The following is an 18,803-nucleotide window of genomic DNA, read 5'->3' on the forward strand; positions in this document are numbered from 1 at the left end:
AATAAAGGAAGACGGAAGAACCGTAGAATTAGGCTTTAAAGCCTTGTTTACGGTTCTTTTTTCTGTTTAATGGAAAGTTTGCTTGAGGAAGAGGCGCCTCGGCCTTCACAAAAAAAACGAATGTATGTTCGAAAAAAAGCTTGGCAAACGTGTTAAAACAAGGTATCATTATCTTATAAACAGTAAAGGGTGTGAGCTTATTGTCAGACCGTCGTGCCGCGCTTGATATGGCGCTCCGTCAAATAGAGAAGCAATTTGGTAAAGGATCCATCATGAAACTGGGTGAGTCGACTCACATGCAAGTGGAAATCATACCCAGCGGTTCCTTGGCTCTGGATATTGCATTAGGAACAGGCGGCTTGCCTAAAGGCCGTATTGTTGAAATATATGGACCAGAATCTTCCGGTAAAACAACTGTAGCATTGCATGCGATTGCTGAAGTACAACGGGTGGGTGGACAAGCTGCATTTATCGATGCAGAGCATGCTCTTGACCCGCAATACGCAAGCAAACTGGGTGTTAACATTGATGAGTTGCTTCTGTCTCAGCCAGATACGGGTGAGCAAGGGCTTGAAATTGCAGAAGCACTTGTACGTAGTGGCGCTGTGGATATTGTCGTTATTGACTCCGTTGCTGCATTGGTACCAAAAGCGGAAATCGAAGGCGAAATGGGTGATTCCCATGTCGGTTTGCAAGCGCGTCTGATGTCTCAGGCGTTGCGTAAACTGTCTGGTGCAATCAGCAAATCCAAAACCATCGCAATCTTCATCAACCAGCTTCGTGAAAAAGTCGGTGTTATGTTTGGTAACCCGGAGACAACACCTGGTGGTCGTGCCCTGAAATTTTACTCTACAGTGCGTCTGGATGTACGTCGTATTGAGAGTATTAAATCAGGCAATGACATCATCGGTAACCGTACTCGTATCAAAGTTGTAAAAAACAAAGTGGCACCACCGTTTAAACAAGCGGAAGTGGACATTATGTACGGAGAAGGTATTTCGAGAGAAGGCAGTATCATTGATATTGGTACAGAGCTGGACATCGTTAACAAAAGTGGTGCGTGGTACTCTTACGAAGGCGAGCGTTTAGGTCAAGGACGTGAGAACGCGAAGCAGTTCATGAAAGAGCATGCACAGATTGCTCAAGTGATTGAACAAAAAATTCGCGAAGCCAGCAATCTGACTACTGCAGTTCCTGCCCCTACAACTGAAGATCAACAAAAAGAAGCGGCAGAAGAACAAGAATTGTTTGAAATTAACGAGTAATGCTCTGAATCCCCGTAACTTGTCTGATTGAGCTTGGCTCGATCTAGATCTAGTAATGGAGTAAGGTGTGCGCTCGTGCTGTCCAACAGCCTCTGTCCGAATGGGCAGGGGCTGTTGGTACGTTTTCTGTTAGGGAGAGGCCGGACATTGTTTCCGGCCTTTTGTATTAGCATCTGGTGTCTTTGTGAAGTTACGCTCTAAACGTATGCAGTTTAGCTGCGTTATCTCCGTCGGAGATCAGCTAATCGAGAAAGTCTTTTGTTTTGTTGAGTGCTTTCAGTTAGACAGCATGTGACACAGGTACCAAATGAGTGGAAGGGGAGACCGAAATGGATCAACATGAAGATGATTTATATGAAGAAACCGAGCTGGAGGGAATCTCCCAATTCCCGGATAATGAAGAACTTATCATTACACGAGTTGAACGAACGAAGAGCAGGGAAGCTCGTTACCGAATTACCTTTGGTTTATATTCAATTACGGTTCTTGAAGATGTAATGATTAAATATCGGATGACCCGGGGAAATACGTTTCTGAAAAAAGACTTGGAAGATATCATCGTAGCTGACGAGCGACAGCGAACGTATGTGCAATCTTTGCGATATCTGGAGCATAAACCCCGCACACGCCACGAATTAAGTCAGAAGCTTCGTCAGAAAGAGTTTGCAGCACCGTTGATTGAAGAGGCCCTGGATCGGCTTGAGCGGGAGAATTTGGTCGATGACGAACTGTTTGCGAAGGAATGGACTCGTCAGCGTATGGAGGGCCAGCGGAAGGGAAAACTGTGGATAAGGCAAGAGCTTCGTCAGAAGGGCATTGCCAATGAGCTAATTGCTGAAGCGCTGGAAGGTGTAAGTACAGATGCGGAATATGAGACGGCTCTAATTGCCGGACGCAAAAAATGGAATCAGGTTAAAGGAGACATCCAGGAGAAGAAACGTAAAACGCTTCCCTTCTTGATGCGACGAGGTTTTTCCATGGATATGGTGCGTCGGGTCGTGAATTGTTTAATTGAAGAAGACGGGGCTAAAGACTCCGAAGAAGACGAAGCGTTGTTATGGGATTAGCAGACTGGACTCACTATACTGCATTCTCTTGACAATTTCTTTCGTCAAATACTAAAATGGACATGAGTCTGTAAGAAATGGACAACCCTTTTTCCTTCCAAAAAAGCGGTTTCTGTTTTTTTAGATTTATACCATTCATGATTATGGGTTCGCCAGAAACGGTGAATAGTACGTGGCAACATGTACACTTGAAATGAAAATCGGCGGGGGATCGCCGTGAGTATTCGTTATTCCCAAAAATATGTTAGGTTTGAAAACTGCAAATTGACCCAAGGAATGCCTTGGAGGAACCAACGAGGAGGTGAACAGTATGAATCCTGCAATCACGATCGCTCTCGTTGCAGCCGCGCTATTCATTGGGTTCGGAGTAGGATATTTTATTCGCAAATCTCTTGCAGAAGCTAAGATCTCCAGTGCGGAAGAAGCTGCCGTACAAATCGTGGAGAACGCGAAGAAAGAGGCAGAAGCACTGAAGAAAGAAACGGTGCTGGAAGCGAAAGATGAAATTCATCGCATTCGCGCCGAAGCTGAAAAAGACACTCGTGAACGTCGGAACGAAATTCAACGACAAGAAAGACGATTGTTGCAAAAAGAAGAGTCGCTGGATAAAAAATTGGAATCACTCGAACGTAAAGAAGAGCAAGTGGCTAACAAAGAGAAACGAATTGATGAGACACAGCAGCAGATCGAGATGATCTACAAAAACCAGGTGACGGAGCTGGAGCGCATATCCAACCTCACCATGGAAGACGCACGCAGTATCATACTGTCCAACGTAGAACAGGAAGTTCGTCATGAGACGGCTCAAATGATCAAGGACATTGAACAGCAAGCGAAGGAAGAAGCGGACAAAAAGTCCCGCGAGATTATTACACTCGCCATCCAACGCTGTGCGGCTGATCACGTGGCGGAAACAACGGTATCCGTTGTTACTTTGCCAAATGAAGAAATGAAAGGCCGGATTATCGGTCGTGAAGGACGTAACATCCGTGCGCTTGAAACCCTTACAGGGATTGACCTCATTATCGATGATACGCCAGAAGCTGTTATTCTGTCGGGCTTTGACCCGATTCGCCGTGAAATCGCCCGTACTGCCCTCGAAAAACTGGTGGCTGATGGACGTATTCACCCGGCACGGATTGAAGAGATGGTGGAGAAATCCCGCAAAGAAGTGGATGAGCGTATCCGTGAATACGGTGAGCAAGCTACCTTTGAAGTGGGCGTGCATGGTCTGCATCCGGACTTGATTAAAATTCTGGGCCGGTTGAAGTTCCGTACAAGCTACGGTCAAAACGTCTTGAAACATTCGATGGAAGTCGCTTATCTGGCTGGGTTGATGGCTGGCGAACTCGGAGAAGACGTAACCCTAGCAAGACGTGCAGGTCTATTGCATGACATTGGTAAAGCGCTGGATCACGAAGTGGAAGGATCACACGTCGAAATCGGCGTGGAACTAGCGAAGAAATACAAAGAACATCCGGTTGTAATCAACAGTATCGCGTCCCATCACGGGGATTGCGAAGCGACTTCGGTTATTGCCATGTTGGTTGGTGCAGCAGATGCGCTCTCCGCAGCAAGACCAGGCGCACGCCGCGAAACGCTGGAAACGTATATCAAACGACTGGAGAAGCTGGAAGAGATTTCGGAATCGTTCGAAGGTGTCGAGAAATCGTATGCCATCCAGGCCGGACGCGAAGTTCGCGTTATGGTACAGCCTGAGAAAATCGACGATGCTGAAGCCTTCCGCCTCGCGCGTGACATCACGAAGATGATCGAGAACGAACTCGATTATCCGGGTCACATCAAGGTCACCGTTATCCGGGAAACCCGTGCGGTTGAATACGCAAAATAGAGCATTACGGAAAAGTGGCCGCAGTAGTGGGCCACTTTTCCTGTTGATAGCCTGTTAAAAGGCATTTTTTTAATAAAAATAATGAGCAAGAGATAGAGGTCCTGCGAAGTTTCGGATGCTTTGAAGAAGGCTGCGCTTGGTAGGGATTAAGGAGGCAGTAAAATGAAAGTTTTGTTTATTGGTGATATTGTGGGCAATGTGGGGCGTAAGGCACTGAAGGAAAACCTCCCCTACCTCAAAACGAAGTATAAGCCACATGTGGTCATTGTAAATGGGGAAAATGCAGCGGCAGGCCGGGGAATCACCGGGGCAATTGCGAATGAATTTTTTAACTGGGGTGTGCATGGCATCACCCTTGGTAACCATACCTGGGACAATAAGGATATATTTGATTTTATAGATGATGAACCACGTATGATTCGTCCTGCGAACTTTCCTCCAGGAACACCAGGGCGCGGGTACACGGTAGTCAAAGGAGAAGGTAAGGAGCTGGCGATTGTCAACCTGCAAGGGCGGACGTTCCTGCCTGCTCTGGATTGCCCATTCCGGGTTGCCGATGAGATTGTGGATGAACTGCGTCAAGACCATAAATGCATTCTGGTCGATATGCATGCTGAAGCAACGTCTGAGAAGATTGCCATGGGCTGGCATTTGGATGGACGTGCGTCGCTGGTCGTAGGTACACATACACATGTGCAGAGCAACGATGATCGAATTTTGCCTGGAGGAACAGCTTATTTAACCGATGCGGGTATGGTAGGGCCGCGTGACGGCATTTTGGGCATGGAGCGTGAAGCGGTGCTTCGCAAATTCTACACTCAGCTTCCGGTACGGTTTGTTGTTGATGATGGCAAATGGCATTTCCACGGTGTATTTGTGGAGATTGATGAAGCCACAGGCGCTGCAACACGTATTGAGAAAATTCGTCTGATGGAGGACGAGTGGCGCATGGAATAGGGGTATTGTCCCATTTTGCAGGGAAACCCGTCTAAAAAGAAGGAATTTTTTTGCCTCCCGCGAATAACATCTAGTAAGTGGAAACAAACATTCAACATTCCCAGGGAGGTACTTACCATGGAAGTATTAAAAGTTTCAGCAAAGTCCAATCCCAATTCCGTAGCCGGCGCTCTTGCAGGTGTTCTTCGTGAACGTGGAAATGCTGAACTGCAGGCAATTGGAGCGGGAGCACTGAACCAAGCCATTAAAGCGGTAGCGATAGCCCGGGGATTTGTAGCACCAAGCGGAGTTGACTTGATTTGTATTCCAGCTTTTACAGACATTGTGATTGACGGCGAGGACCGAACGGCCATTAAGCTGATTGTGGAGCCCAGATAATACATGCGTTTATGCATTGAACCTGTTTACGAAGTAGACAGGTTTTTTTGCGTTTTATTCCATACCATAACCGTGTAGAAGGAGAGATTGTCATGCACAACTGGCGAGTAGCCGATTTTCATTGTGATGCATTAAGTAAAATGCTGATGAACCCTACCCATTCATTTGAAAATGCTTCACAGCTGGATGTGAATCTGGAACGTATGAGAGAAGGCAACATTGGTTTACAAGCCTTTGCAATCTATTTGCCCGAAGTGCTTGGCAGAGGCAAGTTTGAACATGTGATGGGCCAATTGGACATTTACCGCAAGCGAGTGGAGATAACCAAAGAACGATCTGAAGGCACACATACATTATTATGGCGAGAACAACTTACGCAGATCGGGCAGACGGACAAACCATGGGGACTGCTTACACTTGAGGGTGTCGATGGAATGGAGGGCAATCTCTTTTATCTGGAGTTATGTTATCAAATGGGTGTGCGGATCGTTGGGCTTACCTGGAACTATGCCAATTGGGCAGCTGATGGTGTATTGGAGAAACGTGGGGCTGGACTAACGGAGAAGGGCAGGGAGCTGGTTCAACTGTGTAACCAAATCGGCATGTTGCTGGATGTTTCGCATCTCACTGAGAAAGGCTTCTGGGAACTTGCTGACCTTAGTGAACGTCCTTTTATAGCTTCGCATTCCAACAGTTATGCCATCTGCCCGCATGTGCGTAATTTGAAGGATGATCAGATTCGGGCCATTATTGCTCGAGAAGGACGTATCGGACTGACGTTTGTGCCGTGGTTTGTGAAGCAGGAAGGCGAAGTATGTATTGAAGATCTTTTGCCTCATATTGAGCGGATATGTTCTCTGGGTGGGGAGCATCACCTGATGATGGGGTCTGATTTTGACGGAATTGCTACGTATATTCATGACCTTGAACATACCGGGCATTATCCGAAGCTGATAAATACGTTGCTCAAGCACTACGATGAATCACTTGTACGCGGTTGGATGTGGGGCAATGCGATGAGTTATTTAGAAGTTAACATGCCGTCGAAAAAATTGAAGATGGAACATGAGAAATTATGATACTGTTGGCCACCTGAATAAAACGAACTGAAAGCAAAAGTCGTACATGTTCAGACGAATTTACCAAATGTAGGGGATTAATGATTGCAAAATAAGTGTATTTCATGAATTTTCAGCAGTTCGTTTTCATTTCACTTCAAAAAGGGGTATAATACCATAGGATTGTTAAGAGCCTGGTTACAGGCCATAGATAAACAAGGAGTGAAATTCACAATGAGCAAAACAGTACCTGTGGGCGTATCTGCCCGTCACATTCATGTATCTCAAGAGCACGTTGAAATTTTGTTTGGTAAAGGTTACGAATTGACTGAGTTTAAACCTCTGTCCCAACCAGGACAATATGCTGCTAACGAAACAGTAGCGGTTATTGGTTCAAAAGGACAGTTTGATAAAGTGCGTATCCTTGGACCTGTTCGTCCGGAAACGCAACTGGAAATCTCGATGACAGACTCTTTTGCTATTGGTGTTAAGGCACCTGTACGCGAATCCGGAAGCATTGAAGGTACTCCTGGTATCACGATTAAAGGACCTGCTGGCGAAGTTACAATCGATAAAGGTGTTATTGTTGCTGCTCGTCACATCCACTTCCATACTTCTGATGCCGCTAAATGGGGTATTGAGGACAAACAATTGCTGAAAGTTCGTTTGGGTGGAGATCGTGGTCTGGTGCTGGAAAATGTACTGGCTCGTGTATCGGATTCCTTTGCACTGGACATGCATATTGATACGGATGAAGCTAATGCAGCGGGCGCTCGTAACGGCGATACTGCTGAAATCATCGACTAATCACATGAAACAAATCTTCAGCCGTGTTCTAGCGGTTTGAATGAACGTATAAACCTGAGCATAACCGCAGCGTCGCTACATTCGACCTGAGGATAGCTCAGGTTTTTGTGTGTTTTCGGGCTCTTCAGCAGACCTGCACAGATTTTGGGATAGGCGAAAGGGCAGCGGCTTTGGATGTGGAACTACAGCCCAATTCATGTTATAATTTGCTGTAATGCTCTTTTGATGTATAAAACGTGCAAATCACGTGAAACAAGATGAAATAACGATTTTTTATTAATAGAGGCTGTAAGGAGTGACCGAAGGAAATGGCTAAAGACTCAAAAAAGGATTACTCCCAATATTTTGATTTCTCCGATGCCAAAGTAATTTCGCAAGATGAATTCAGCAAAAAGATAAGAATCCGGGGCCGGGAGATTAACATCAAGTCGGAACCTAATCATCGTCAGGAGAAACAACGGGGCAAGGAAGACGTCCAGGTGCTTTACGAAACGGCCGTACCCGATGAACTGAAAAACGTGGGGAAAGGCAAACACTATATCGTATATACGTATGGATGCCAGATGAACGAGCATGATTCGGAGACCATCAAAGGGTTGCTTGAATCAATGGGGTATCAGGCTACCGAGGATCGTAAAGAGGCAGATATCATTCTGTTAAATACATGTGCGATTCGGGAAAATGCGGAAGATAAAGTGTTTGGTGAGCTGGGCCATCTGAAAACCCTGAAAACCGAACGTCCTGGCTTATTGCTGGGTGTGTGTGGTTGTATGTCGCAGGAAGAAGGCGTCGTGAACCGAATCATGCAAAAGCATGGCTTTGTGGATATGATTTTTGGTACACACAATGTGCATCGGCTGCCACATCTGATTCAAGAAGCGCTGTTCAGTAAAGAAATGGTTGTTGAGGTATGGTCCAAGGAAGGCGACATTATTGAGAACCTACCGAAAAAACGTGAGGGCATGCGCGGCTGGGTTAACATTATGTATGGTTGCGACAAGTTCTGTACATATTGCATCGTCCCGTTTACGCGGGGAAAAGAGCGCAGCCGACGTCCGGAAGATGTCATTGCCGAAGTTCGCGAACTGGCAAGACAAGGTTTTAAGGAAATCACGCTGCTCGGCCAGAACGTCAATGCTTATGGCAAGGACTTTACGGATCTGAAGTACAGCTTCGGTGACCTGATGGATGATATCCGCAAAATCGATATTCCACGGGTTCGGTTTACAACCAGTCATCCACGTGACTTCGATGATCATCTGATTGAGGTGCTTGCGAAGGGCGGAAACCTGGTGGAACATATCCATCTGCCTGTGCAGTCTGGCAGCACGGAAGTCCTGAAACGTATGAGCCGCAAGTACAGTCGGGAACACTACCTGAAGCTTGCTGACAAAATTAAAACTGCAATTCCAGATGTCGTGTTAACCACTGATATTATCGTTGGTTTCCCGGGGGAGACGGAAGAGCAGTTTGAAGATACGCTGTCACTAGTCAAGGAAGTTGGCTACGACTTTGCTTACACATTCATCTACTCTCCGCGCGAAGGTACACCTGCTGCGGTGATGGAGGATAACGTGCCGATGGACGTGAAGAAGGAACGTTTGAAACGCTTGAACGAGACGATCAACGCATACAGCCATAGCAGCAATGAGAAGCAGCGCGGCAAGGTTGTTGAGGTGTTGGTCGAAGGTGAGAGCAAACGGAATTCCAATGTTCTGGCAGGACGCACACGCAGCAACAAGTTGGTGCATTTTGAAGGACCTAAAGAATTGATCGGTACTTTTGTACATGTGGAAATCACCGATCCAATGACTTTCTATATTCGGGGCAATCTACTCTCAGAGCCAGTAGCCGCCAATCAGTAATACACAACCCTAATAAGATGGAATCGGATTTTTAGATATTAGAATTTTGGAATTACAGCGAAAGTGGCGAAGGAAACGGAATCGATTCTGTAGAAGCGTAGCGTTCGCCTTTGTCCCCAAATTTTAACCTTTAATCATTTTATTAGGAAAAAATTTGGGGACAACAGCGATCGAAAGAACGATCCGTAGCCGTAGCGGCCGTGCAGCAGTCATTCTTCCATCTCTAATATTAATTTTCCGTTTCATCTTATATCATCTCATAGAATGGAGCGATTTCGAGTGGCGCAGGAAGAAGTGCAGTACAACCATTATGGAATGCCTACCTACGATACGCGCAATCTGGTCATACGCGACGACATTATGGGAAAAGCCAAAGAATTGGCTGATATGCTTGGAACGAGCGAAGAAGTTAAACAGTTCCAACAGGCTGAGTCCAAAATTCGTGATCATGAACGCATCCAGCAATTGATTGCAACGATTAAGAAGAAACAAAAGGAAATCGTTGCTTTTGAAAGCTTCAAAAATGCAGACATGGTCAGCAAAATTGAACAGGAAATTGAGGATCTGCAGGCAGAGTTGGACGGCATTCCACTCGTTACGGAATTCCAGCAAAGTCAAAGCGATATCAATTATTTGCTTCAGCTTGTTATTTCAGTAATCCGGGATACTGTCTCCGAGAAAGTGAACGTGGAGGCAGGTACGGATTCACCTCCGACCAGCTGCGGTTAAGTGAAACGGAAGGGTGCGGACGCAGTCCGCGCCTTTTTTGATCATCTCAGACTCCACGTGGTGGGGTTATTTTGTGTGGTGGCTTGATCAAGACAACTTCACTGGATAAGACCTGTTCCGTAAGAGCAGGCTTAATATAATAACGAAGCACTTTAGATCAACTACGAAAAGAACCAATGCTGGTAAAATCATCAACAACAACATACATCATGGGCTTTATACTTAAAGTGCACTAAAGGGGAAATCAATATGGGTATTTTGGACAAAATGGTTGCAGAAGGAAACGGAAGGTTTTGGGGTTTTCTCGGTTGTCGGTTTATTAAAGGTGACGGAGAAAAAGTACAGATCGCGCTGACAGCGGGCGAACACCACACTAACTCCATGGGGATTATTCATGGTGGTGTGCTGACGTCCCTGATGGATCAGGCGATGGGCATGGTAGCTACAGCCGCAATGGCAGTAGACAGTTGTGTGACAACCAATCTGAATGTTCATTTCTTGGCACCCATGAAACAAGGGGAATTAATCGTGACATCAACGATCCTGCATCAAGCGGGGCGTAGTGTGACGGCACAATCTGAGGTCCGGGATGCATCTGGCACGTTGGGGTGTATGGCAACAGCTACATTTCGTATAGCGCGAGTAAAATCGCAAGACACGGAATCGTAAGGTTGACAAAAGATATTATTATGTCATAATGAAAATATCAAAATGAGAATAGTCGGTGGTGCCCATGAGCGAAAACTACGAACAATTCAATACTGAAAGCGATGAACAGGCAGCACGTGCCTATAGTTCCAAGAAATATCGTACACCTGATGGCGTTCCCGCGGATATCGTCATGTTCACCTTGACCAAGCGGGAGCGTAAGACGGTAACCAAGACACTCCCCATCCGGGAGTTGAAGGTCATGCTGATCAAACGCAAAGGATGGCCTTTTGCGGGAAGATGGGCGTTGCCAGGTGGATTTTGTCAGGAAAATGAATCCATCTATGGTGCTGCAAAGCGCGAGTTGATGGAAGAGACAGGTGTGGACGGCGGACATCTGGAGTATTTGAATGTATATAGTCAGCCTGGGCGTGACCCCAGAGGATGGATTATCTCACATGCGTTTTTTGCACTGGTAGAGGAATGGATGCTGGAACACCGTCAGGCGGCAGATGATGCTCAGGATGTTGGATTATTTACGATTCAGGAAGCATTGCAAGAGCTTGAGCTTGCCTTTGATCATCGGACGATTATAGAAGATGCATACCGGCGTATTCAACAGCAAATGCTGGAAACGACGATTGCACGACAGTTCCTGCCTCGTGATTTTACACTAAGCGAGTTATACCAAGTGATTCAGAGTGTTGTACCTGACTTTGAAGAACCGAATTTCATTCGGAAGATCACTTCAACTCGCAGCCGCAAAGGCATTGTGGAAGAGGTTCGGGATGAAGAGGGCAACCTGCTAAGCTCCAATCAATATTCACAGCGTCCAGCGCAGCTATACCGTTTTACCGAGCTTGTACCTCGTCTTTCCATCTATACTTAATTCGCAAGCGAATCATGATGGATTGAATCAGGATCAACCTATTCTCAAAAAGGGAGTGTGGACGATGAAAGCACTGATTGTAATCGATTATACATGTGATTTTGTGACGGGTTCATTGCCTGTAGGCAAGCCTGCTCTAGAGATTGAGGAGACGATTGCAGCGATAACGGAGGCTTATTGCAATAACAAGCATGAGGTTGTTATGGCTGTCGATTTGCATGAAGAGAATGATCCTTACCATCCGGAAACGGCTCTTTTTCCGCCCCATAACATCAGGGGTACGGAGGGAAGACAACTTTACGGAAGTCTGGCTCAGGTAATGGAAGAACGGGAATCCCAGATTCGCTGGATGGATAAAACAAGATACAGCGCATTCTGCGGTACAGATCTGGAGCTGCGGCTGCGTGAACGTGGAATAACAGACATTGCACTGATCGGTGTATGTACAGATATTTGCGTACTGCACACCGCAGTGGATGCTTATAATAAAGGTTTTCACATAACGATATTTGAAGATGCCGTAGCGAGCTTCAATCAAGCAGGACATGATTGGGCGCTTGGACATTTTCGTGCAAGCCTTGGGGCACAGGTGGTCAAAGCGAGCGATACCGTTCTTGCAGGCTTGAACCTATAAACGAACCTGTGATTATATCCATTATACCCTGTTGAACAAGTGTTACGATGCAGGGGAATATGGTGAATAGGAATAAATCGGAGACTTATGCAATGGTACGTAACCATAATCATGAATCATGCGCAATAAGTCTCCACATGTTGACCCGTGTAAGCAGGCAGAGCCTGCCGGCACAAGCGGAAGTCAGAGAGGATGAGACAAATGCAGACGACTAGCCTGGCTTTACATACGGATAAATATCAAATCAATATGATGTACGCCCACTGGGTGAATGGAACTCACAAACGGAAAGCGGTGTTTGAAGCCTATTTCCGCAAGCTTCCTTTTGGCAACGGATATGCTGTTTTTGCCGGCTTGGAACGCATTGTGAATTATATCAGCCAGCTTCGGTTTACGATGGAGGACATCAAATATTTATCCAAACAAGAGGAAAATTACGATCCGGTCTTTCTGGAAGAATTGCTCCAGTTTTCATTTCAGGGGACAATTCATTCCATGAAGGAAGGCGCGCTCGTTTTCCCTGATGAACCGCTCATTCGGGTAGAAGGCTCCATTATGGAGACACAACTGGTGGAGACGGCGATACTTAACTTCATGAATTATCAGACGTTAATTGCAACCAAGGCTTCCCGGATCAAACAGGTGGCAAGTCAGGACACTCTGCTCGAATTCGGAACACGGCGTGCACAGGAAGCCGATGCGGCCATTTGGGGGGCGCGTGCCTCGTATGTGGCAGGATTCCATGCAACTTCCAATATGCTGGCTGGCGAGCGCTTCGGAATTCCGACAGCAGGGACACATGCCCATTCATGGGTGCAGAGTTTTATGAGTGAGCAGGAGGCGTTTGACGTCTATGCCAAAGTGTTGCCAGATCAAGTGACACTTCTGGTGGATACGTTTGATACATTGAACAGTGGTGTTCCTCATGCAATCAAGACCGCCAAGAAGCTAGAGAGCCAAGGCAAAAAGATGAACGCCATTCGTTTGGACAGCGGGGACCTTGCGTATCTATCCATTCAAGCTCGGCAGATGCTGGACGACGCCGGACTGGATTACGTGAAGATTGTAGCTTCCAACGACCTGGATGAAAATACGATTTTCAACCTTAAGGCGCAAGGAGCTCGCATCGATACATGGGGAGTAGGTACACAGCTGATTACCGCTTCAGACCAACCTTCTTTGGGTGGCGTGTACAAATTGGTGGAGCGCGAAGTGGATGGTGCCATGCTGCCTACGATCAAAATTTCAGCCAATCCCGAAAAAGTCTCCACGCCAGGTAAAAAAGAAGTTTTCCGGATCATTGATCCCAAACATGGCAAGGCGATTGCAGATTATATCTGCTATCCAGGAGAAGAGCAACCGCTACAGGGCGGGCCGCTCAAGCTGTTCAACCCGCTACACCCCTATTTGAAAAAGACGGTAACCCGCTACGAAGCAGTGAACATGCTGGAACCGATCTTTGTGAATGGGCGCAAAGTGTATGAACTGCCTACCCTGGATGAGATTCGCAGTTATCACCGCGAGCAGATGGATCTCTTCTGGCCAGAATATCTGCGTAAACTCAACCCTGAGATTTACCGCGTAAATATCAGCCCTGCGGCCTGGAATATGAAGCAGAAGCTCATTGCTGAACACGTGCAATCCACTGAAGAATAAATCAAATAAAGGGGCATAACCGGAAGCAAGTAGGCCGGGTTATGCCTTTTTGGTTTCCATTTTGCTGCTAATTATCCCGCATGACGAAAGACTGTGTGTGAAACATCATGGACGGACAGTCCATGAACTGCGGTATACTGTACCTTCAAAGGAAGCAGGTTCACAAGGAAAATGAAGCAATTATTTCTCGGGAAAGCGCAGGAGACGTCAAATGCTGCATCTTTCCGAGCTTCCCTTTCGACATGATCCATTTCTGTGGCTGTTTCAACTGAGCATTAGCCGGGGATGAATGAAAGAGGAGGTGCAACCATGAGATGGATTTTGTCACTGACCTGGCTGGCCTTCATTGCGTATGCCTGTGTTTGGGCACCTGGGCAGCCTCTTGAGAGTGACCCTGTGTTTAAAGAACTGGTTACACTGCAAAGCAAGGAACCCTGGCTACTAACCGTATTTTCGTGGCTTGGGATTTACCCGGCCATCTTTGCTTGCCTACTGTTAAGGAAATCAGTGGAAAAGAGAGGAATTCGTGTACCAGCTTGGCCTTTTGTGTTGCTGTCTTTTGGATTGGGAGCCTTTGCGCTGTTGCCTTATTTTGCGTGGTCCTCACAAACACACAGAGGTTCGGGGTACGAACAACTCTCTTTTGGCAATCAGCGTGAATCGGGTATAGGACGTGTAGCAGCGCATAAGCTGACCCATGTAATTCTTTTGCTGCTTACATTGGGCACAGGCTTCTATGCAGTGACTCAAGGCAATTCTGATGTATACATGGAAGCGTTCAGGGCTTCTTCCTTTGTACATATTATGACAATTGATTTTGTCATCCTGACGTTGCTTTCCGTGATCGCATTGTTCAGAGATGCTTCTGACAATCGTCGTTCTCACATATGGGCCATTGCAGGGGCAATCCCATTGATAGGTCCGCTCGTTTATTTAATGACAAGCCGGAGAGATTGAGTTCGCCGGATGCTACCCTTATACTTGTTTAATCCAAAAGCGAATAATTTATGATGTGAATAGAAAAATATGTAAATTTATTATCGAGGAGAGGATAACGAATGAAAAATACTTTTCCTGCTTATGTCGTACGTAAAGAAGAACAGGGCGGCGTGAAGGCTGCTATGGAGCAGCTGACGAAAGAGGACTTGCCTAATGGTGATGTAACCTTACAGGTTCAATACTCAAGCGTCAATTTTAAAGATGGACTCGCCACAACAGAAAAGGGTGGTGTGGTTCGCGAATATCCGATCGTACCTGGTATAGATCTTGCAGGCATTGTAGAGGAATCCGTGAGCGGCCGGTTTGCACCGGGGGATCGGGTGATCAGCACAGGTTTCGAGCCAGGCGTGTCTCATTTTGGAGGATATAGTCAATATGCGCGTTTGCGCAGCGAATGGCTTGTTCCCCTGCCGCATGGACTCAGTGAGAAGGAAGCGATGGCGATTGGAACGGCAGGGTTCACTGCTGCACTTTCGGTGGATGCTTTGTTGCGAACTGGAGTGACCCCGGAAATGGGTAATATTCTGGTGACAGGAGCTACCGGAGGAGTAGGCAGTATGGCGGTGGCTATTCTGGCGAAGCTGGGATTTGAAGTGACAGCAAGTACAGGCAAAAAAGATGAACAGGAACAGCTGCTTCGGAATCTGGGTGCCGCACATGTCATTTCACGCGAAGAAGCGGATGCGCCAGCCAAAGGGGCAATGGGCAAACAGCTCTGGGCAGGTGTTATTGATCCGGCAGCAGGTCCGGCACTAGCCGAGCGTCTGAAACAAATTCAATACGGAGGCGCTGTCGCCGTATCAGGCTTAACCGGAGGAGCTGCGTTCGAGTCTACCGTATTTCCGTTTATTTTGAGGGGGATTCAATTGATTGGGATTGATTCAGTCTATTGCCCGATGGAACGGCGGGAACGGATATGGAAGCTGCTTGGCGGAGAATGGAAGCCGGATCGGGCACTGGAGCTGGGGATTCAGGAAATCTCATGGGCACAACTGCCTCAGACACTGGAAACGATTCTCAAGGGCGGTGCTGTAGGTCGTACTGTAGTTAATACGATGTCGGATACACCTGCCGAATAAGATTCTTTTCTCCTAGACATGCTAACTCTACCTGAGAGCGTCACCGTGCATGTGGCGGGAAAGGAAGGATGAGTATGCGTGTTAACGGAAAAGGATTGCAACATAGATCTGGACGTGTGAGGTCTGTCTTGGTCAGTATTGTCGTGGTGCTGTGTACAATATCAGTAGTAGCGTGTTCAGCATCGAATGTTGAGCAGGAACGGAAAATATATACCCGACAAGCGACGGATGAAGGAAATGTTAGAGCAAAGAGTCAAGGTCACGGGTTAAATGGTCCATTAATTCAGGAGCTGGATGAAGCTTTTGTTGCAAAAGGCATAAAGTTGATGAATAATATGTCTGCGGATGATGGTGAGGACGGAATCTCTTATATGTACCTGCTGAATGGAAGTGGCAGACATATTATAAAGGTCCACATTTTCAGCGATGCTCTTACAAGAGTAGCCCGGATGAACGAAATGTACGGTAATGGCGGCGATGAGGCTGTGATGGAAAATGCGCTTGGCAAAACAACAATTCGCAGCAAAGACTACGTTTCACTGGTCTATACGGCTTCAGGTGGAGAGAAGGACGATTATGAAGAAGACGTCATGCAGATATTCCAGCATGTGCTTGAGCAACTGAAGTAATCGACTCCACTAAAATAAATCGGAAAACCCGTCTGATTATTCAGACGGGTTTATATATTTCACGCATGACATGCCTCAGTTCAGGCAAAATGAGTTTTTCCATTGCCAGCTTGACAGCTCCCTTTGAGCCTGGCATGGAGAACACGGCTGTACGCCCAATCGTTCCGGCTACTGCCCGGCTAAGAATGGCGGCAGAACCAATATCCTCGGTATAACTGAGGAAGCGGAAGATTTCTCCAAACCCTGGCAGCTCCTTATCGAGTAGCGAAGACACTGCCTCGTATGTTGTATCTCGGGGGGCAATTCCGGTCCCACCGCTGAGCAGCACGACTTCGATATCGTCACGAACGGCGGCATCCTGCAGGATGCTTCGAATGGTTTCAGTTTCATCCGGTGTAATGATATATTCAATGATCTGGTAGCCCGAATCAGTCAGCAGTTTATGCATAAGTTGTCCGCTTGCATCGGTGTCCTTGGTGCGGGTATCTGATACGGTTACAATCATACAGGATACTGTGTCAGGGGCTTCCTGACGATGTTCTTCCACTGAATTGGTCATAATACATCCTCCTCCAATCAACATGTTCTCATAGCATAGACCATTCAGTAGAATGAGGCAATGGACATGCCAATAGAAGGCCAGGATTGCGCAAAGATTGCAGGATAGTGTACACTCGCTAGGATAGAGATAGATTAGTTCAATTGGACAAATAGAGAGGTGAACAACGATGAGTGAATTAAAAACAAATGAATCATCCATACCTGTATATATATTGTCAGGCTTCTTGGGCAGTGGCAAAACGACGCTTCTTGTTCAACTGATTGAACATTGGCAGCAGCAAGGTCTCCGGCCCGCCGTTGTGATGAATGAATTGGGTGAAGTGAATCTGGATGGTCAAATTGTTGATGCTTCCGTGCCCATGACGGAAATGTTGGGAGGATGCATCTGCTGTACTGTACGCGGTGACTTAGGGCTGCAACTTGCGGATCTTGTGCAGGAGGAGTCACCTGATGTCATTATCATTGAAGCAACGGGAGCAGCAAACCCGATGGAGATTCTGGATGCAGTAACGGAAACATCCCTCTATATGCGACTGGAACTGAAAAGCCTGATTACTGTAGTAGATGCCGCGCATCTGTCAGGGCTGTACCAGGAGCAGAAGGGACAAACCTTCAAGCTGATGCAGGAGCAGATTCGCTGTGCGTCTGTACTTCTCCTGAACAAAACGGACCGGGTAAACGAGCAGCAGTTGGCAGATCTGCGGGACCTGTTGGCACGCTGGAACGGTTTCGCTCCGGTACTGCCTACGGTGAAGTGTGAAGTCGATATGGATGTGTTGCTTCGTAGCGGAGAGAATGTGCATGCCTATCAATCTATTGAGGAAACGAGTAAAAACGTGGAGAAGGAACATCACGTGCATTCCGAGGCTTGCGCAGTGCATGGATGCAGCCACAATCATGAACAAGTGGATCATGATCACGAAGTACATCAAAATTCTCAGGGGAATGGGCATGAACATCCTCATGACCACAACCATAGTCATAATCATGCCAACCCCCATGCTTCGCATGAACATGTCATGGTATATACGCACTATTTCACCCAGCCGGTGAACAGTGAGGCTTTTGAGCGTTTGATAGCTGAGTTACCACGCGATGTGTACCGGGCAAAAGGGATTTTATCCTTTAGCGATACGTCCAGCCGGTTCTGGTTCCAATATGCTTATCGGGAATCTGATTATATGAAGATTACGCCTCAGGGAGATGTGCCTAACGTCGCTGTGTTTATAGGTGAGCATTTCGATCAGTCGATTATTCGCAACCAATTGCTGGAATTAGAGGCGGCAAATCAGGTTTAATGATTCAAGGTTCCTCCAGACGGGGTATTAAGTAGCATAGCAAACTTAGTCTGGGAGGTAACTTTAATGACACAACAACAATATCAACAATGTATCGATGCTTGCCTGGAGTGTATGAATGCTTGCAACGTATGTTACATATCGAGTCTGAAAGAATATGATCTGGCGATGCTGCGTGATTGCATTCGTTTGGATCGTGAATGTGCAGAAATCTGCAGTTTTGCTGCTCAAGCCATGACACGCGGAAGTGATTTCATCGCCGAAATTTGCGAACTGTGTGTGAAAGCATGTGAAGCTTGTGCTGCTGAGTGTGGCAAACATCAACATGATCACTGCCAGGCTTGCGCAGAAGCTTGCCGTAAATGTGCAGAGGCTTGCCGCCTGATGGCCGCAGTAGCGTAAATATAACTCCATTGAACTGAATTGAAAATA

19 protein-coding genes are annotated in these 18,803 nt (G+C 46.7%); 18 read left to right on the forward strand and 1 reads right to left on the reverse strand.

From position 1 onward, the window contains the following. The first annotated feature begins 200 nt into the window (after positions 1-200). The 16 genes from recA (at position 201) to RS891_RS11770 (ending at position 16,512) form a co-directional block, all read left to right on the forward strand. Positions 201-1,265, forward strand: coding sequence for a recombinase RecA (recA, locus tag RS891_RS11695; RefSeq protein ID WP_113052592.1), 1,065 nt, complete (start codon positions 201-203; stop codon positions 1,263-1,265). Positions 1,266-1,594: 329 nt separating this feature from the next. After that, entirely contained in the window at positions 1,595-2,332 is a 738-nt protein-coding gene (locus RS891_RS11700; protein ID WP_113052591.1) for a regulatory protein RecX, read from the forward strand. Between the two features lie 310 nt (positions 2,333-2,642). Beyond that, complete coding sequence (gene rny, locus RS891_RS11705; protein ID WP_053783853.1) at positions 2,643-4,184, forward strand: ribonuclease Y; 1,542 nt, start codon at positions 2,643-2,645, stop codon at positions 4,182-4,184. Between the two features lie 162 nt (positions 4,185-4,346). Beyond that, positions 4,347-5,141 (forward strand): TIGR00282 family metallophosphoesterase, encoded by a 795-nt coding sequence (locus RS891_RS11710; protein WP_024630289.1) that lies wholly within the window; start codon positions 4,347-4,349, stop codon positions 5,139-5,141. A gap of 117 nt (positions 5,142-5,258) precedes the next feature. Further along, the gene (locus tag RS891_RS11715; RefSeq protein WP_019005392.1) at positions 5,259-5,519 is read left to right on the forward strand and encodes a stage V sporulation protein S; all 261 of its coding nucleotides are present in this window, start codon (positions 5,259-5,261) and stop codon (positions 5,517-5,519) included. A gap of 92 nt (positions 5,520-5,611) precedes the next feature. Beyond that, entirely contained in the window at positions 5,612-6,598 is a 987-nt protein-coding gene (locus RS891_RS11720; RefSeq protein ID WP_315795345.1) for a dipeptidase, read from the forward strand. Positions 6,599-6,811: 213 nt separating this feature from the next. Beyond that, the gene (gene pduL, locus RS891_RS11725) at positions 6,812-7,384 is read left to right on the forward strand and encodes a phosphate propanoyltransferase (protein ID WP_053783855.1); all 573 of its coding nucleotides are present in this window, start codon (positions 6,812-6,814) and stop codon (positions 7,382-7,384) included. A gap of 308 nt (positions 7,385-7,692) precedes the next feature. Continuing rightward, the gene (gene miaB, locus RS891_RS11730) at positions 7,693-9,249 is read left to right on the forward strand and encodes a tRNA (N6-isopentenyl adenosine(37)-C2)-methylthiotransferase MiaB (RefSeq protein WP_099853235.1); all 1,557 of its coding nucleotides are present in this window, start codon (positions 7,693-7,695) and stop codon (positions 9,247-9,249) included. A gap of 264 nt (positions 9,250-9,513) precedes the next feature. Further along, positions 9,514-9,978 carry a YlbF/YmcA family competence regulator gene (locus RS891_RS11735; RefSeq protein ID WP_205525043.1) on the forward strand — a complete coding sequence of 155 codons (465 nt, stop codon included), beginning with the start codon at positions 9,514-9,516 and terminating at the stop codon, positions 9,976-9,978. A gap of 249 nt (positions 9,979-10,227) precedes the next feature. After that, complete coding sequence (locus RS891_RS11740) at positions 10,228-10,647, forward strand: PaaI family thioesterase (RefSeq protein WP_315795346.1); 420 nt, start codon at positions 10,228-10,230, stop codon at positions 10,645-10,647. 64 nt (positions 10,648-10,711) lie between these two features. Then, the gene (locus RS891_RS11745; protein ID WP_113052587.1) at positions 10,712-11,515 is read left to right on the forward strand and encodes an NUDIX hydrolase; all 804 of its coding nucleotides are present in this window, start codon (positions 10,712-10,714) and stop codon (positions 11,513-11,515) included. Between the two features lie 64 nt (positions 11,516-11,579). Then, positions 11,580-12,149, forward strand: a complete 570-nt coding sequence (locus RS891_RS11750) for a cysteine hydrolase family protein (protein WP_315795347.1) — start codon at positions 11,580-11,582, stop codon at positions 12,147-12,149. Positions 12,150-12,350: 201 nt separating this feature from the next. After that, the gene (locus tag RS891_RS11755) at positions 12,351-13,805 is read left to right on the forward strand and encodes a nicotinate phosphoribosyltransferase (RefSeq protein ID WP_063566350.1); all 1,455 of its coding nucleotides are present in this window, start codon (positions 12,351-12,353) and stop codon (positions 13,803-13,805) included. Between the two features lie 309 nt (positions 13,806-14,114). Then, the gene (locus RS891_RS11760; RefSeq protein ID WP_315795348.1) at positions 14,115-14,762 is read left to right on the forward strand and encodes a hypothetical protein; all 648 of its coding nucleotides are present in this window, start codon (positions 14,115-14,117) and stop codon (positions 14,760-14,762) included. A 101-nt stretch (positions 14,763-14,863) separates the two neighbouring features. After that, complete coding sequence (locus RS891_RS11765) at positions 14,864-15,883, forward strand: acrylyl-CoA reductase family protein (protein WP_315795349.1); 1,020 nt, start codon at positions 14,864-14,866, stop codon at positions 15,881-15,883. A 74-nt stretch (positions 15,884-15,957) separates the two neighbouring features. Beyond that, positions 15,958-16,512, forward strand: a complete 555-nt coding sequence (locus RS891_RS11770; protein ID WP_315795350.1) for a hypothetical protein — start codon at positions 15,958-15,960, stop codon at positions 16,510-16,512. Between the two features lie 40 nt (positions 16,513-16,552). On the opposite strand, the gene RS891_RS11775 is transcribed toward RS891_RS11770, so the two are convergent. After that, on the reverse strand, positions 16,553-17,074 hold the full coding sequence (locus RS891_RS11775; protein WP_315796285.1) for a MogA/MoaB family molybdenum cofactor biosynthesis protein: 522 nt from the start codon (positions 17,072-17,074) through the stop codon (positions 16,553-16,555). A 166-nt stretch (positions 17,075-17,240) separates the two neighbouring features. Here RS891_RS11775 and RS891_RS11780 point away from each other — a divergent pair, with 166 nt between their 5' ends. Together RS891_RS11780 and RS891_RS11785 are read left to right on the forward strand one after the other, a co-directional pair. After that, entirely contained in the window at positions 17,241-18,371 is a 1,131-nt protein-coding gene (locus RS891_RS11780; RefSeq protein ID WP_315795351.1) for a CobW family GTP-binding protein, read from the forward strand. A 66-nt stretch (positions 18,372-18,437) separates the two neighbouring features. Then, a complete protein-coding gene (locus RS891_RS11785; protein ID WP_090896129.1) occupies positions 18,438-18,773 on the forward strand; it encodes a four-helix bundle copper-binding protein in 336 nt (111 codons plus the stop codon). Positions 18,774-18,803 lie beyond the last annotated feature (30 nt).

Source organism: Paenibacillus sp. BIC5C1, from assembly GCF_032399705.1.
GTDB classification, from domain to species: domain Bacteria; phylum Bacillota; class Bacilli; order Paenibacillales; family Paenibacillaceae; genus Paenibacillus; species Paenibacillus taichungensis_A.